We start from the raw sequence: 16,087 nt of genomic DNA on the forward strand, positions 1-16,087 counted from the left end.
GGTGAAGACCGCCGCGCCAAGTCAGACCGTCGCGCCTTCCTTGCTCGGATCGACCTGCTTGCCGCGCGCCAGCACTGGCACCAATGCTGCGCCGGTATGGCTGGCGGCCACCCGCGTCAACGCCTCGGGCCCGCAAGCCGCGACGATCGTGCCGCCCTCATCGCCGCCCTCCGGACCGAGATCGAGAATCCAGTCCGCCTCGGCAATCACGTCGAGGTCGTGCTCGATCACGATCACGCTGTGGCCGCCGTCTGCCAGCCGATGCAGCACGCGAATCAGCTTGGCCACGTCGGCCATGTGCAGACCCACGGTCGGTTCGTCCAGGACGTACAGGGTGTGGGGCGCCTTCTGGCCGCGGCGCGTGACGTCGTCGCGCACCTTGGACAACTCGGTGACAAGCTTGATGCGCTGCGCCTCGCCGCCGGACAGCGTGGGTGAGGGCTGGCCCAGCGTCAGGTAGCCGAGGCCCACGTCCTTCATCAACTGCAGCGGATGGGCGATGCTGTTCATCGCGCCGAAAAACTCGACCGCTTCGTCGATCTCCATGGTGAGCACGTCGCCGATGTTCTTGCCGCGCCAGGTGACGGCCAGCGTCTCGGCATTGAAGCGCTGGCCGTGGCAGACGTCGCAGCCGACCTTCACATCAGGCAGGAAGCTCATGGCGATGGTGCGTACGCCCTGGCCTTCACAGGCGGGGCAGCGGCCGTCGCCGGTGTTGAACGAGAAGCGCGAGGCCGTGTAGCCGCGGGCGCGCGCCTCGAGCGTGTCGGCAAACAGCTTGCGGATGGTGTCCCACACGCCGATGTACGTGGCGGGGCACGAGCGGGGCGTCTTGCCGATCGGCGTCTGGTCGACTTCGAGCACGCGGTCGATGGTTTCCCAGCCGGTGACGCTGTCGCAGCCGTGCCAGTCGTGTTTGACGTCGAGCTTGCGCGGCATCTTCGCCTCAGGCGTCTCAGCCTGCGCGGCCTTGCGTGCACGGCGGGTTGCCGGCGAAGACAGCACCGAACGGCCGACCGCATCGAGCAGATTCGTCATCAACACATCGCGCGCCAGCGTCGATTTGCCCGAGCCGGAAACGCCCGTAATCGCCACCAGACGCGACAGCGGCATCGTTGCGGTCACGTTGCGCAGGTTGTGCAGCTTGGCACCGTGCACCGTCAGCCATTGCTCCGGCACGGCTTGCTTGCCGGCACGCGGCGCAACCACCTGGCGGCGCGGCTGCAGCGGGTGCTCGATCGGCTGAGACAGGAATCGGCCAGTGAGCGAATCCGGCTGGGCTGCCAGGTCTGCCACGCCGCCTTGCGCGACGAGCGTGCCGCCGCGCTTGCCGGCGCCCGGGCCGATATCGATGATGTGGTCGGCGCGGCGGATGGTGTCTTCATCGTGCTCGACCACCACCAGCGTGTTGCCCTTGTCGCCCAGTTTGCGCAATGCATCCAACAGGATCTGGTTGTCGCGTGGATGCAGGCCGATGGTCGGCTCGTCCAGCACGTAGCAGACGCCCTGCAGGTTGCTGCCGAGTTGCGCCGCTAGACGGATACGCTGCGCTTCGCCGCCCGACAGGCTCGGCGCGGCACGATCCAGGCTCAGGTAGCCCAGGCCGACTTCCTCCAGGAACGACAGGCGGCTGTGAATCTCGGCCACCACGTCGCGGGCGATGTCGGCGTCGCGGCCGGTCAGGTCCAGGCCCTCGACCCAGCGGCGGGTCTGGCCGACCGTCCACTGCGCAATGTCGACGATGGGCTTGTCGGCAAAGGTCACCGCGCGCGCCGTCGGGTTCAGGCGCGTGCCGTGGCAGTCCGGGCAAGGCAGGTCGGTCATGCCTTCCGGATCGACTTCCTCCGACGGCAGCGTCTGCTCGCGGCCGCGATCGTCTCCGCCCAGGACGGTGTCGTCAAACGCGGCACGCTGCTCGCGCGTGAGCGCCAACCCGGTGCCGACGCAGCTCGGGCACCAGCCGTGCTTGCTGTTGTACGAGAACATGCGCGGATCCAGCTCGGGGTAGCTGGTGCCGCAGGTCGAGCACGCCCGCTTGGTCGAAAACACCTTCACATTGCCGACATGCGCCGTACCGCCGTTGTGCATGGCGTGTTGCAGGCCATCCAGCGGCGCGAGCACGTGCATGATGCCCTTGCCGTATTCCAGCGCCTGTTCCAGCAGCGCGCGCAGCGCGGCTTCGTTTTCCGGCGAGACAACGATGTCCCCCACCGGCAGTTCCAGCGTGTGCTCGCGGAAGCGGTCCAGGCGCGGCCACGGGTCGACGCTCAGGAATTCGCCATCGACGCGCAGATGCGTATAGCCGCGCGCCTTGGCCCATTTGGCCAGGTCGGTATAGACGCCCTTGCGGTTTACGACCAGCGGCGCAAGCAGGCCGATGTGCTGGCCGCGATGATCGCGCATGAGCTGGGCGAAGATCGCCTCCGGGCTTTGCGCCGACACGGGCGTGCCGTCGTGGATGCAGTGCTGCACGCCCAGCTTGACGTACAGCAGGCGCAGGAAGTGCCACACCTCGGACGTGGTCGCCACGGTGCTCTTGCGCCCGCCGCGCGACAGGCGCTGCTCGATGGCCACGGTGGGCGGAATGCCATACACGGCATCGACTTCCGGCCGCCCCGCCGGTTGCACGATGGAGCGTGCATAGGCATTGAGCGATTCAAGATAGCGGCGTTGCCCCTCGTGGAACAGGATGTCGAACGCCAGCGTCGACTTGCCCGAGCCCGATACGCCCGTCACCACGTTGAACTTGCCGTGCGGAATGTCGACGTTCAGGCCTTTCAGGTTGTGCTCGTGCGCGTGGACGATGCGCACGACATTTTCGCCCTGGACTTCCGCCAGCGCCGCACGCTTGGCGCGGCGCTCGGCCAGTGCTGTCTGCAGCGGCACGCCTTCGATGGCTTCCGGCTGGCCGACGCTGGCTTCGTATTGCTTGAGCGCGGCGCCGGTGTGCGATGCGGCGCAGTCTTTGACCTGCGCAGGCGTGCCGGCGCAGACCAGCAGGCCGCCGGCGTCGCCGCCTTCAGGGCCGAGGTCGATGATCCAATCCGCCGCACGCACCACGTCGAGGTTGTGTTCGATCACGATCAGCGAATGCCCGGCGTCGAGCAGCTTGCCGAACGCGCGCATCAGCTTGGCGATGTCGTCAAAGTGCAGGCCCGTGGTCGGCTCGTCGAACATGAACAGGCGGCCGGCATTGGCCGGCACGTCCTGCTTCACGCGCTTGCGCGCCGCGGCCTGGGCGGCCTGTGCGGCTTCGGCCAGGAAACCGGCCAGCTTCAGGCGTTGCGCCTCGCCGCCGGAGAGCGTCGGCACCGGCTGGCCAAGCTTCACGTATTCCAGGCCCACGTCGACGATCGGTTGCAGCACGCGCAGCACGTCTGCGTCATCAGCGAACACGCTGGCGGCTTCGCTCACCGTCAGCTCCAGCACATCGGCCACCGACAATGCGCGGCCGCCGCGGGGGATCTTCACTTCCAGGATTTCGGCGCGATAACGCGTGCCGTCACAGTCCGGGCAGCGCAGGTAGATGTCAGAGAGGAACTGCATCTCGACGTGCTCGAAGCCCGAGCCGCCGCAGGTCGGGCAACGGCCGTCGCCCGAGTTGAAGCTGAACGTGCCGGCCGTGTAGCCGCGCTGCAGCGCCATCGGCGCCTTGGCGAACAGCTTGCGGATTTCATCGAACGCGCCAACGTAGCTGGCCGGGTTCGAACGCGCGGTCTTGCCGATCGGGGATTGGTCGACAAACACCACGTCGTTGATCTGATCGGCACCGCGCAAGGCGCGGAATGCGCCGGGCGATTCCGTTGCCTTGCCAAAGTGCCGCGCCAGCGCGGGGTGCAGCACGTCCTGGATCAAGGTCGATTTGCCCGAGCCGGATACGCCGGTTACGCACACCAAGCGCTGCAGCGGGATCTCGACCGTGACATCGCGCAGGTTGTGTTCCGACGCGCCTTCCAGAACCAGCCGCGGCGTGGCGTCGTTGACAGGACGCGCTTGCCAGTCCGTCGCATCGGCCACGCGGCGCTGGCCCGACAGATACGCGCCCGTGAGCGTATCGGCCTGACGGATAGCCGACGGCGTGCCGTCAAAGACGATGTTGCCCCCACGCTCGCCGGGGCCGGGCCCCATGTCGATCAGGCGGTCAGCAGCCAGCATTACGGACGGATCATGCTCAACCACCACCAGCGTGTTGCCCGCGTCGCGCAGGCGCTGCATGGCTTGGACAATCCGATCCAGATCGCGCGGGTGCAGGCCGATGCTGGGTTCATCCAGCACGAACAGCGTGTTGACGAGCGATGTGCCCAGCGCCGTCGTCAGGTTGATCCGCTGCACTTCGCCGCCCGAAAGCGTGCGGCTCTGGCGATCGAGCGTGAGATAGCCAATGCCGACGTCGCACAGATAGGCCAGGCGCGTGCGCACCTCGTCCAGCAGCAGCTTGAGCGCGTCGTCGAGCAGCGTGGACGGCAGTGTCAGTTCATCGAAGAAACGGCGGATGCGCTCAATCGGCAGCAGCATCAGGTCATGCACGGTCAGCCCGGGCAAGGCTTCGAGCTGGGTGCGGCTCCAGGCGACGCCGCGCGGCATGAAACGGTGTTCGGGCGCGAGCACGGCGTCGGCGTTTTCCTTGGTGCCCAGCCGCCATTGCATCGATTCGGTTTTCAGGCGGGCGCCGCCGCAGGTTTCGCAGGTCGTGTAGCTGCGGTACTTGGAGAGCAGCACGCGGATGTGCATCTTGTAGGCCTTCGACTCCAGGTAGTCGAAGAAGCGGCGCACGCCGTACCACTGCTTGTTCCAGCCACCACGCTTGAAGGCCGGGTCGCCATTGATGACCCAGTTGCGCTGGGCTTCGGTCATCTCCGCCCACGGCGTGCCGCGCGGGATGTCGGCTGCGGCGGCGTAGCGCATCAGGTCGTCCTGGCATTCCTTCCAGGCCGGCGTCTGCATCGGCTTGATGGCGCCGTCGCGCAGCGTCTTGCGCTCGTCCGGAATCACCAGTCCCAGATCGACGCCGATCACGCGGCCGAAACCGCGGCAGGCATCGCACGCGCCGTAGGCGGAATTGAACGAGAAGAGCGCCGGCTGCGGGTCTGCGTAGCGCAGGTCGCTTTCGGGGCAGTGCAGGCCGGTGGAAAAGCGCCAGATCGCGGGCTCCGCGCCCTCATCGGCCGGCAAGACGTACACGCTCACACGCCCGCCGCCGCGCTTGAGCGACGACTCAATGGCCTCCAGCGCGCGGGCACGCTCGGTGCCCTGCAGGCGGAAGCGATCAGCCACCACATCGAGCAGCTTGCGCTTGCCCGTGGACGATTCGACCACGCGCTCGGCCTGCACGCGCGTATAGCCGCTGACCGACAGCCACTGCGTGACTTCTTCGGGGCTGGTATTGGCAGGCAGCTCCACCGGAAACGTCACCACCAGGCGCGGATCGCCCTCGCGCGTGCGCGAAAGCAGCTCGTCGTAGATGGTTTCCGGCGTGTCGTGCCGCACCGGCAGCGCGGTTTCGCGGTCGAACAGCTGCGCGGCGCGCGCAAACAGCAGCTTCAGGTGATCGTTCAGTTCCGTCATTGTGCCGACCGTCGAGCGCGAGCTGCGCACCGGGTTGGTCTGGTCGATGGCGATGGCGGGCGGCACGCCTTCAACGTGCTCGACTTGCGGCCGGTCCATGCGGTCGAGAAACTGGCGCGCGTAGGCGCTGAAGGTCTCGACGTAGCGGCGCTGGCCTTCGGCGTAGAGCGTGTCGAAAACTAGGCTGGACTTGCCGGACCCCGACGGGCCTGTCACGACGGTCATTTCGCCCGTGCGCAGGTCCAGATCGAGGTTTTTGAGATTGTGCTGACGGGCTCCGCGCAGGCGAATGACACCGGAGGACATGGAGGGCGTTCCTTGGAGCTTGGAGGTAAGGGGCATGCCGGCGGGGTTCAAGCATCGGCCGCTGCGCCGGCAATCAGAATTCGAGCCGTAAACTGTAGCGGATTATGAAGATCCGGTTTGTCTACGGAACAAGTTGTGGGCGGGAGCCTAACGCAGGGCTCCTGACAGCGTTTTGTCAGGAGGTTTCAGCGGAGGGGCAGAAAAGCACGGGGTGATGCCTGTATCACCCCGGCTGGGGCGCATCAGCCGGCTTCGCGCCCGTAAGACGCTTGATTGGCCGGCAGGTCAAAGCCCGTGGGGCCGGGCTTGCGCGGGACAAAACGGTGGTGCTCGACCACGCCGCCCTTGACGATGACGACGGTCTCTTCGGGAATCTCCGCCCACGCGCCCGGCAAGTCGACAAGCGGTTCGGACAGCACAAGGAAGGCGTCGTCGCCCGCGTCTTCAATCGCGGCGCTGTCAGGATAGAGCTGGTGCAGATGCCTGAACGACGTGCTGTGGAACAGCGAGCGCGATTCGCCCTCGCTGGAGTAGCGGGCCGCCACGATCTGAACGCCGTCCGTCGCGCAGACCGTCATGTTCAGCGGGTATTCGACGCCGTGGCGGCGGCCGATGTCTTCGATCAGCCCGACCATCTGTTCGAGCGCGCCGCGCGGGTCGCGGTCGAGCCCGAACGACAGCGCCAGGAAAAACATGATCTCGGAGTCGGTCGAGCCTTCGATCCAGCGGAACAGCTCCGGCGCCACTTCCATCATCAGGGCGCGGCGCAGCATCGGATATTCACGGATCAGCCCGTTGTGCGCAAAAAGCCACCGGCCGTAGCGGAACGGGTGGCAGTTGGTCTCCTGCGCCGGGGTGTCGGTCGCCGCGCGCACGTGCGCGATGAACATCGACGAGCGGATGGCGCGGGCGGCTTCACGCAGGTTGGTGTCGTTCCACGCGGGGTGCAGGCAGCGGTATCGGAAGGGCACCTCAGAGTAGCGGCCGTACCAGCCGATGCCGAAGCCGTCACCGTTGGTGGTTGTCTCGCCGCCAAGGCGGGAGCGCAGACTCTGGTCGATCAACGAGTGCCGCGGCCGGAACAGCACTGTCTCCATCTGAATGGGATTGCCTGAATACGCCAGCCAGCGACACATGATGCGTTTGCCTATAAGGGATTCCTTGAAAGGTGAGTCTATGCAATGCGTTTGTGAATGCACAAGCAAATCCCGACCCTCATCCGGCCATGGTTCGGGCGGCTTCGCGGCCTTGAGGGTCACGTCCGTCACCTGTTTTTGGGCCGGCGTCACGCACGACATACAGCTCGCGAATCCGCACGGGCACGGCGCAGCGGGCCCCCGCACGGGCTGTGCGGACTTGCCGGGCGAGCGTCCAGCGCGTGTCTCGGAAGTGCTCGGTTCGGGCCCGGGCCCGCAGGTTCAGCACGGCAATACTGTCGTCAAAACGCATCACCATGGCCAGCGGTGCGGGGTCGGTCAGCGGTTTGAGGGCCTCACCCAGCCGGCGGATCGGATTGCGCGTGTCGTTGTGCACAGAATGGCAGCCGAGTGCCCCCGAACACACACGCGAGGGCAGCGCTCAATGGGTGTTCTTTATTCCTCGACCTCACTACGCACCATCAATACCGGCTTGTTGGTCTTGCGGACCACGCCTTCGGCCACGCTGCCGAGCACCAGATGCTTGAGCCCACGCCGGCCATGTGTGCCGAGCACGATCAGGTCGGTTGCGGTCTCGTTGGCTTCTGCGACGATCGTTGCGGAGATCTGCCCGGGCGCAATGGAGTTCTCGAGCAGCTTGGTCGAATGTTTGACGCCTGCGGCATCCAGCTTCTTCGATACCTCGGCAAGCGTGTCACGGCCGTAGCCGGCGACCTGCTTGGCGTAAGCAATCGAGTCAGATCCAACCATGTCGAAGGTGATATCGCTGCTATCGGCAACGAAGAGGGCTTCGACTTCCGCGCCCGTCGCCTTGCTGACCACAATGGCTTGGTGCAGCGCGAGGTAGGACGCGTGGCTGCCGTCGACGGCGAGCAGGATTCGTTGGTACATGGTGGTCTCCAAGGCGTTGCGCAGTCGGGCACCGCGTGTAACCAGCGTAGACAGCGTGGCGCGTGAGCTGTTGATGCGCGTCAAAGGTCTTTCGACGGCACCTGCAGGACGGCAGCGCCCGCCACGCGTCCGGCGCGGAGGTCTTCCAAGGCGGTATTGGCGTCTTGCAGCGGATAGGGCGTGACGTGCACCCGCAACGGGACTTCTGCAGCGATGCGCATGAGCGCGAGTCCATCGGCCCTCGTCAGGTTTGCGACGGAAACAAGCTTGCGCTCTTCCCATAGCAACCGGTACGGAAATGCCGGGATGTCGCTCATGTGAATGCCGCCGCAAACCACCGAGCCGCCCTTGACCACGGCCTGCAGCGCCTGCGGCACGAGCGCGCCGATGGGCGCGAAGATCAACGCGGCGTCGAGCGGTTCCGGTGCGGAGGCATCGCTGGCGCCTGCCCAAATGGCACCGGTGTCCAGCGCAAGTTGTTGAGCCGCAGTGTCACCGGTGCGGGTGAAGGCGAAGACCTCGCGCTGCTCCGCCACGGCGATCTGCGTGATGAGGTGGGCCGCAGCGCCAAAGCCGTAGATGCCGATCCTGCGTGCATCGCCGGCCATGCGCAGCGTGCGGTAGCCGATCAGCCCCGCACAGAGCAGCGGCGCGGCGTGGGCGTCGTCGTACCGCGCGGGAATCGGCAGGCAGTACCGCGCGTCGCAAACCGCGTATTGCGCATAGCCGCCATCGCGCGTGTAGCCGGTGAAGGCAGGGCGGTCGCACAGGTTTTCGCGCCCGTGCAGGCAGTACGGGCAGACGCCGCACGTCCAGCCGAGCCACGGCACGCCAACGCGCTCGCCCGGGGTGGGCGCCGTCACGCCTTTGCCGCACGACTCGACGATGCCTACGATTTCGTGGCCGGGAATCAGGGAGGGTTTTGGGGTGGTCAGTTCACCGTCTACGATATGGAGGTCCGTACGGCAGACGCCACACGCGGACACCGCGATCCGGACCTCACCGGGCCCAGGCGTGGGCATAGGCACATCACGCCAGATCAATGGCTTTCCGGCACCTTCCATCACCATGGCCTGCATCGATTCAGGCATCGCTGTCTCCGAGGTTGGCGTGTCTGGTCAGTATGGAACAGTGCTGTGGAACGACCGCCCGGCAGTCGACCATCGACTGCGCCAGATCAATCGGAAAGCGTTGCCGCGCGTAATACTGAACAGGTCAACGCAACAGCCATTCGACTCCACTGAATGCCTTCACTGCTGTCTTTCTCGGTTGCCCTGGGCGTGGGGCTGGCGATCGGCCTTGAGCGCGAGCGGAGTCATGCCGACAGCGCAGAGCTGCCAGCGGGCATGCGAACGTTTGCGATCGGGGCGCTGGCGGGTGCCATCGCGGCAAGCCTGCCGATACCGTTTGCCGTGCCCACGGTGCTGCTGACGGTCGCGGTGTTGGCGGCGGTCGGTTATCACCATTCGGCCAACGTTGATCCTGGCGTGACGACGGAATTCGCACTGGTCGCGACCACGCTGTTAGGCGCCTATGCCGTGAGCGAGCCCGAAATGACGGCGGGCCTCGGCACGGTCCTACTTGTCCTGCTCTATGCCAAAGCGGGTTTGCATCGGTTTGCCCGCACGGTCATTACCCAGCGTGAACTCGCCGATCTGCTGATCCTTGCCGTCGCGGCATTGCTGATCTGGCCCGCGGTTCCAGACCGGAACTTGGGGCCGCTGAACGCCTGGAACCCGCACACGTTGTGGCTGGTTGTGCTGCTTGTCATGCTGACAGGCAACACGGGCCATTTTGCTGCGCGATGGTTTGGAGAGCGGATCGGCTTGCCGCTGGCGGGCTTGTTCAGCGGGTTTGCATCGAGCGTGGCCACGATCACGGCCGTGGCAGCACGCGTCCGGCGGGACCATCGCCCCGTTGATGGGGCGGTTGCCGCGGCGCTGCTGTCCAATGTCGCCACGCTGGTGCAGATGCTGTTGCTGATCGCTGCCATCAACATCGACTTGTTGCGCGTGCTGGCGGCTCCGCTGGTGGTGGGCATGGTGGCGACCGTGGCATGGTCGGCGCTCTGGATATGGCGCGCCAACGAGCCGCTCCAGGAGGCGCCGGAGAGTTCGGTGTCATCCATCAACTGGCGCGTCGCAATCGGCTTTGCGTTGTGGACGGCTGCCTTGCTGCTTGCCGCAGCTGCCGCGCGCACATGGTTCGGGACAGCGGCGGTGGTGGCTGTCACCGTGTTTGGGGCATTTGCCGATGTCCATGCCGCGACCGCTTCCATCGCAACGCAGGTTGCCAGCCACACGTTGCAGACGCCGACGGCCGGCGCACTGGTGATGCTTGCGCTGACAGCCAACACGTTCTCGAAGATTGTCGTGGCCATCAGCGGAGGCCGTGCTTTTGCCGGTAAGGTCACCGCTGGTCTGCTGACCATGCTTCTGTCCAGCTGGGCGGTGTTCGCGCTTGTCGCCTGGTCAATGCCGCCCAATGCCCAGCACCCAATAGAGCGGGCACATGCGGATCAGGCCGGTCACCAGAGGGATCAGCCCCAGCCAGCCAACCCATGCTGGCGCCTTGCCAAAAAATGCCAGCAGGATCATGGCGATGCCGATCAGGATGCGGACGGCGCGGTCCGCGGTTCCAACATTGGTAAACATGACAGCGCTCCTGAAGAACGGTGGGTGAACACTTAGAGAATCAAATCGGACGGCGCGTGCTGGCGGGACTGGCCAGCGTTGTCGCGACCGAGAATGCCGGCCAGTAAGGTCCATTCGCCACCCATTGCGCGGATGGTGTCGTCCAGGCTGAGCATGCCCACCAGCCGTTGCTGACGATCGACCACCGCCAGACGGTGCAGGCCGTGGCTCAGCATCGAGCGCAAGGCTTCGCTGATCACGGCGTCATCGTGGATGGTCAGAAGGCCGCGCGTCATGACTTCCGATACGGCGGTCTGGCTGCAGTCGCTGCGGCTGGCAAGGCCGTGCACCACCATGTCCCGGTCTGTCACGATGCCCACCACTCGAGAACCCCCAGCGGCGTGTTCCGTGACAAGCAGCGCCCGGGCGCTTTCGTCCCGCATCAGCCGGGCGGCTTGCTGCAGCGTCGCCGTCGCCTGGACGTGAACGATGCGGTGGGAACAAATTTCATCGACCCTCATGCTGAACTCCGATGCGCGTACGTTTTCACTATAAGAACGGGCCGGTGTCAAAGGTTGATCCCGCACAAGGTGCCATGCGCTTTCCATGACTGCACCCCGGGGGCAGCGGATTGCGGACGAGTCTATCGAGCGTTGCGCGCTGGCTCTTGAGGCAGATCAATTGGCATTGCGTGAGGCTGCAGCGAGCCAAACGCTGATGTAAATCAAGGGGTGATCCGCTTGGTGGTCCAACATGGAATTCAGCAACCCCGATTGGGGATGACGACGGATTCGATGGAGGCACATCATGTACGACAGGATTCTGGTAGCGGTGGATGGCAGTCCGACGGCAGAGCGGGCGCTGGACGAGGCAATCCAGCTTGCACAAAAGCTCGGCTCGGAGTTGGTCATCGCCCACGTGATCGATAACTCGTACCTGATGTACGACGTTGGCTATATCGATGTCGGCGCCTTTACCGAGGCCCTGGTCAAACAAGGCAATCAAATCGTTGCCGACGCGCGTGCCAAGGCCGAAAAGGCAGGTGTGCACGTCCATAGCGTCGTGGTCGACGACCCGATCGGCACCTTCGATATCGGCACTGCCATTGAACAGGCGGCGCACAACGTCGGCGCCCAAGCCCTGGTGCTGGGCACGCACGGGCGTCGCGGCTTCCAACGGTTGTTCCTCGGCAGCGTCGCCGAGAGCGTTGTGCGCCGGAGCACACTGCCGGTGCTGCTCGTCCGCGCGGAGCCGACGGAAACGTCGCACGCGCCTACCGAACCGCTGAGCAACGCCGTCATTGCCTAGTCCGGTAGCGCATCTTCTGACACGACTTCGGGATCTGACCATGAGCTATGCCAGTGTGATGGTGCATCTGGACCGCAGCGAACGCGCCATGCACCGCCTTGACCTTGCGGCCCAGTATGCCCAGGCGCACGGCGCCAAACTCGTCGGCATCTATGCGAGCTTTGCGCCAAGCCTCAGCTGGTTCTACATGATGGAGAACGCTGCGCACTATCTGGAGGAAGACCGCATCCGGCGCGACAGCATCCGGGATGCGGTGCACGCGCGCTTTCGCCTGGCGACGGAGAAGCTTGCGGTGGAAACGGAGTGGCGAGCAGTGGAAGGCGACCCCGTGGCTCTCGTACTTCGTGAAGCGCGTGAGACCGACCTTCTCGTCGTCGGGCAACGGAACCACGATGAACCGGATGAATTCATTGCCGGCGACTTTGTGGAGACCCTGATCCTGGAGTCGGGCCGACCCGTGCTGGTTGTGCCGTATGCGGGCAACTTCACCGCATTGCCGCAGCGCGTGCTGGTGGCCTGGAGCGGCGGACGCGAATCGGCCCGTGCGCTGCACGATGCCATGCCGATGATGACGGGCACCAATGTGCACGTGCTGCAGATCACAAGCACGCAGCCAAAGCACTGGGCCGAGGAAACCACGGTGGGTCAGGTGGCGCGTGCGCTGAATGCGCGCGGTATTCATACAACGGTGGAAGAGACCGATTGCGCAGATTCCGATGCCGCCGTGGGTGAGTTACTGCTCTCGCGAGCGGCCGACTTCAATGCCGATCTGATCGTGATGGGGGCCTACGGGCACAGCCGCCTGCGCGAACTCGTACTGGGCGGGGTGACGCGCACCCTGCTGAACACGATGACCGTGCCGGTGCTGATGTCGCACTGAGCCTCGACCTCAATTGAACCTGAGGAGATCACGATGAAGAACGATATCCAGCTCAAGCACGATGTCGAGGAAGAATTGCAATGGGACCCGGCGGTGGATGCCAGTCGCTTTGCCGTGCAGGCCAAGGATGGCGTCGTCACGCTCTCCGGCGGCGTCGACACGTTCGCCGACAAGCATGCCGCGGAAGAAGCGATCCGGCGTGTTGCCGGCGTGACCGCGCTCGTCATCCATGTGGATGTGCGGATGCCGCCGGATATGGAGCGCCCGGATGGCGAGATTGCGCAGGCGATCAGCAGCGCGTTGCATTGGAATGCATCGGTGCCGCCGGATGCTGTCCAGATCACTGTCGAGGGCGGCGCCGTGACGCTGCGCGGTGAAGTCGACCAGGACTTCCAGCGCCGTGCGGCGCTGGACACGGTGCGCAGAGTGCGCGGCGTGAAATCCGTGGCCAATGCGCTGACATTGCGCGCCGCCTCGGGCCCCGCGGACCTGAGCGATCGCATTGCAAAGGCACTGCAACGCCTGGCTGCAGTTGACGCGTCGCGCCTGAATGTTTCCGTGGCGGACGGGACGGTGACCTTGTACGGTCCGCTGCGCAACCTCAACGAGTGCCGTGCCGCCCGTGAGGCCGCATGGGATGCACCAGGCGTGCGCGCCGTCGTCGACCAGATGTGGGTTGGTTCCTAGAGGCAATCCGCCATTTCCACTGCTTTCGAAATCCCTGGAGTACGAGATGGAAAAGAAGCTGATCGTGTACTACTCGCGCACCGGAACGGCACGTCAGGTGGCCGAGCAGATGGCTGCGCAGAGCGGATGGCAGCTTGCCGAGGTGACGGACGAGCATCCGCGCGCCGGCTTCCTGGGAGATGCGCGCTGCGTCCTCGAAACGGTATTCCATGCGCGCGCCAAGTATCGCTATGAAGGTCCGCCGCTTGATGATGTCGAACACGTCATCGTGATCGCGCCCATCTGGATGGGCCACCTGGCTTCGCCCATGCGGGACTTCCTGGCTGACCAATTGCCGGGGTCCACGCACCTGTCCGTGATTTGCGTCATGGCGGCCCGCGGGGCATTCCGTGCTGTTGAAGAAATCATGCGCATCACGGCCACCATTCCGGCGCCGGTGCTGGCGCTGTTCCAGCGCGACGTGCTCAGCGGGTTGTCGCAGGAAGAGATCGCGGGTTTTATCGAACAGGTGAAGACTGCAGGCCGGTGGGAGCAATCAAGGCAACGTCCGGCCTGGCTGTCGCCAACGGAAGCCTGAGGCCGAACCTACCGCTCGGACGTTGAATCCATTGAAGGAGACGGGGCATGAGCCGCTTTACCGAGGCGCAATGGAAACGGCTGAGGAGCTTGCTCGACGAACAGGAAGCACGCGTGCGGCGCCAGTTGTCGGCGCTGGGCGCATCCACTGCGCCGGTGCCGCGTGAAGCGCCGTTTGAAAACGCGGATCTTGCCGATGAAGAGGCAGGGGACCAAACGAACGACGTGATGCTTGCCCGTTACCGAAGCGAGCTTGAGCAACTGAACGCTGCACGCGAGCGGATGCAGCAGCACAGCTACGGTATCTGCGTCGATTGTGGCGAAGCGATTCCGTTTTTACGCCTGCAAGCCCAGCCGACGGCCATGCGCTGTCTGCCTTGCCAAACAGCGTGTGAGCGCCACTGGGCATAGCAAGGCGACTCTATCCAGCAGGAGCAAAGTATGAAAAGCGATCTGGGTATCAAGCAGGACGTCAACGACGAACTGCTTTGGGAGCCTGCGGTGGATGCCGCAGCGATTGGTGTGGAGGTGGACAACGGCGTGGTGACACTGACCGGCCACGTTCGCAGCTACATGGAAAAGCTTGCTGCCGAGCATGCAGCCGAGCGTGTTGCAGGCGTGCGTGGTGTCGTGCAGAAAATCGAAGTCCGCTTGCCGGGAGCGCACACGGACGCAGACGTTGCCCAAGCAGCCCGCGCCGCGCTTGAATGGCAGGTTACCCTGCCGTCCAACCGCATCGAGGTGCTGGTCGAAAACGGCTGGGTGACGCTCTCGGGTGAGGTGGACTGGCCCTACCAGAGCGAGCAGGCTGCGCACGCGGTGGGATCGTTGCGCGGTGTGGCGGGCCTGATCAATCGGCTGCAGATCAAAGCGCGCGTGGCGCCAGCCAATGTTGCCGAGCAGATCGGTGCGGCGCTCAAGCGGCATGCCGCGCGTGAAGCCGAGCACATCCGCGTCTCTGTCGATGGGGGGACGGTCACGCTCAGCGGTCACGTCGGTTCCGCCTCTGAGCGGCGCGCGGCCAAGGGGGCGGCATGGTCTGCACCTGGCGTGACGCAAGTCATCGACCATCTCCAGATCGCGCCGTAGTGTGGACGGACATCATTCGGGGAAATCAAGCGGGGAAGCATGAACGCCGCCCCAATCCGAAAAGGGGGGGGCGGCGTTTCTTTTTGATGCGGCGGCCCAAGCGCTCAAAGCTCCGTCAGTGCCGCCTTGTCGGTCAGTTCGATGTTCTTGCCGCTGACGACGATCCAGCCTTCGCGCTGGAACCTCGACAGCGCACGGCTGACGGTCTCGAGCTGCATGCCAAGGTAGCTGCCGATTTCTTCCCGGGTCATGCGCAGCGTGAAGCTGGAAGGGGAATATCCCCGGTCCTGCATGCGCGTGGAAAGGTTCAGCAGGAAGGTGGCGACACGCGCTTCCGCACTCAGCCCGGCGAGCAGCAGCATCAGCCCCGACTCGCGCACGATCTCTTCGGCCATCAATTGGTGAAGGCGATGTTGCAGTGGGCGGATGTCCTGGCACAGGTCCTCAATGCAATGGAAGGGCATGGAGCACACGGTGCTGTCCTCCAGCGCGATCGCGTCGCATGTGTGCCGATCGGCGGCAATGCCGTCGAGGCCGAGCGTTTCGCCCGCCAATTGGAATCCGGTGACGTGATTTGCGCCGTTGGGGTGCGATACCACGGTTTTGAACGAACCGGACCGGATGGCATACAGCGCGTGGAACACGTCGCCCGCCCGAAAAAGGGCTTCGCCTTTGGCGATCTTGCGCCAGGTGTGCACCATCCGATCCAGTTGTTCGTGTTGTGACGATGGCACAGCGCCCGCGATGCAGGCCCAGTGCATCATGCAGTTGGTGCATTGACTGCTGGGGATCAGGGGGGTTGTCTGGCGGATCTGCGTTGCGTCGCGGACGAGCCTGAGCTGGGGAAGTTGGCGGGTTTCGACGGGTGAAGGGGACTCAATCGTGCGCGGAATCATGGGGGCGGCTCCGGAAGGCGTCTGTGGTCTTTGAACCACACATCCTCGGTGAGGTGGTGGGTATCCGGTCACTGCGCTCCATCAAGGCCCGGTGTCCGT

At 64.9% G+C, this 16,087-nt stretch carries 14 protein-coding genes and 1 pseudogene; 7 read left to right on the forward strand and 8 right to left on the reverse strand.

The window, feature by feature from the left end:
* Positions 1 to 21: 21 nt before the first annotated feature.
* From uvrA to AAHM38_RS14705, 5 genes are all read right to left on the reverse strand, one after another.
* On the reverse strand, positions 22 to 5,871 hold the full coding sequence (gene uvrA / locus AAHM38_RS14685; protein WP_116575958.1) for an excinuclease ABC subunit UvrA: 5,850 nt from the start codon (positions 5,869 to 5,871) through the stop codon (positions 22 to 24).
* A 242-nt stretch (positions 5,872 to 6,113) separates the two neighbouring features.
* A complete protein-coding gene (locus tag AAHM38_RS14690) occupies positions 6,114 to 7,007 on the reverse strand; it encodes a class II glutamine amidotransferase (RefSeq protein ID WP_116575957.1) in 894 nt (297 codons plus the stop codon).
* Positions 7,008 to 7,086: 79 nt separating this feature from the next.
* Positions 7,087 to 7,404 (reverse strand): hypothetical protein, encoded by a 318-nt coding sequence (locus AAHM38_RS14695; RefSeq protein WP_125472841.1) that lies wholly within the window; start codon positions 7,402 to 7,404, stop codon positions 7,087 to 7,089.
* Positions 7,405 to 7,463: 59 nt separating this feature from the next.
* Positions 7,464 to 7,919: a universal stress protein gene (locus AAHM38_RS14700; protein ID WP_004633994.1), complete on the reverse strand. Its 456-nt coding sequence runs from the start codon at positions 7,917 to 7,919 to the stop codon at positions 7,464 to 7,466.
* 80 nt (positions 7,920 to 7,999) lie between these two features.
* Positions 8,000 to 9,010 (reverse strand): zinc-dependent alcohol dehydrogenase family protein, encoded by a 1,011-nt coding sequence (locus AAHM38_RS14705; protein ID WP_116575956.1) that lies wholly within the window; start codon positions 9,008 to 9,010, stop codon positions 8,000 to 8,002.
* Positions 9,011 to 9,163: 153 nt separating this feature from the next.
* On the opposite strand from AAHM38_RS14705, the pseudogene AAHM38_RS14710 reads away from it, so the two are divergent.
* Positions 9,164 to 10,291: pseudogene (locus AAHM38_RS14710) on the forward strand (MgtC/SapB family protein); the annotation flags it as partial.
* A gap of 99 nt (positions 10,292 to 10,390) precedes the next feature.
* Here the strand turns inward: AAHM38_RS14710 and AAHM38_RS25690 are convergent.
* On the reverse strand, positions 10,391 to 10,687 hold the full coding sequence (locus AAHM38_RS25690) for a YgaP family membrane protein (protein WP_375139923.1): 297 nt from the start codon (positions 10,685 to 10,687) through the stop codon (positions 10,391 to 10,393).
* Positions 10,606 to 11,073 carry a CBS domain-containing protein gene (locus AAHM38_RS14720; protein WP_004634000.1) on the reverse strand — a complete coding sequence of 156 codons (468 nt, stop codon included), beginning with the start codon at positions 11,071 to 11,073 and terminating at the stop codon, positions 10,606 to 10,608. Before AAHM38_RS14720 ends, AAHM38_RS25690 begins: the two co-directional genes overlap by 82 nt.
* A 286-nt stretch (positions 11,074 to 11,359) precedes the next feature.
* On the opposite strand from AAHM38_RS14720, the gene AAHM38_RS14725 reads away from it, so the two are divergent.
* Genes AAHM38_RS14725 through AAHM38_RS14750 form a run of 6 tightly spaced genes read left to right on the forward strand, consistent with a single transcriptional unit; the run spans position 11,360 to position 15,092 of the window.
* A complete protein-coding gene (locus AAHM38_RS14725; protein ID WP_009241788.1) occupies positions 11,360 to 11,860 on the forward strand; it encodes a universal stress protein in 501 nt (166 codons plus the stop codon).
* A 40-nt stretch (positions 11,861 to 11,900) separates the two neighbouring features.
* A complete protein-coding gene (locus AAHM38_RS14730; RefSeq protein WP_004634004.1) occupies positions 11,901 to 12,740 on the forward strand; it encodes a universal stress protein in 840 nt (279 codons plus the stop codon).
* Positions 12,741 to 12,773: 33 nt separating this feature from the next.
* Positions 12,774 to 13,427, forward strand: coding sequence for a BON domain-containing protein (locus tag AAHM38_RS14735; RefSeq protein WP_009241787.1), 654 nt, complete (start codon positions 12,774 to 12,776; stop codon positions 13,425 to 13,427).
* A gap of 46 nt (positions 13,428 to 13,473) precedes the next feature.
* Complete coding sequence (locus AAHM38_RS14740; protein ID WP_004634007.1) at positions 13,474 to 14,004, forward strand: flavodoxin family protein; 531 nt, start codon at positions 13,474 to 13,476, stop codon at positions 14,002 to 14,004.
* A gap of 47 nt (positions 14,005 to 14,051) precedes the next feature.
* Positions 14,052 to 14,414, forward strand: a complete 363-nt coding sequence (locus AAHM38_RS14745; protein WP_009241786.1) for a TraR/DksA family transcriptional regulator — start codon at positions 14,052 to 14,054, stop codon at positions 14,412 to 14,414.
* Between the two features lie 30 nt (positions 14,415 to 14,444).
* Entirely contained in the window at positions 14,445 to 15,092 is a 648-nt protein-coding gene (locus tag AAHM38_RS14750) for a BON domain-containing protein (RefSeq protein ID WP_009241785.1), read from the forward strand.
* 104 nt (positions 15,093 to 15,196) lie between these two features.
* Here AAHM38_RS14750 and AAHM38_RS14755 read toward each other — a convergent pair whose 3' ends face one another.
* Positions 15,197 to 15,988 (reverse strand): helix-turn-helix domain-containing protein, encoded by a 792-nt coding sequence (locus AAHM38_RS14755; RefSeq protein ID WP_009241784.1) that lies wholly within the window; start codon positions 15,986 to 15,988, stop codon positions 15,197 to 15,199.
* Positions 15,989 to 16,087: the final 99 nt, after the last annotated feature.

Origin of the sequence: Ralstonia sp. OTU4908, from assembly GCF_038440115.1 — a bacterium.
Classification (GTDB): Bacteria; Pseudomonadota; Gammaproteobacteria; order Burkholderiales; family Burkholderiaceae; genus Ralstonia; species Ralstonia pickettii.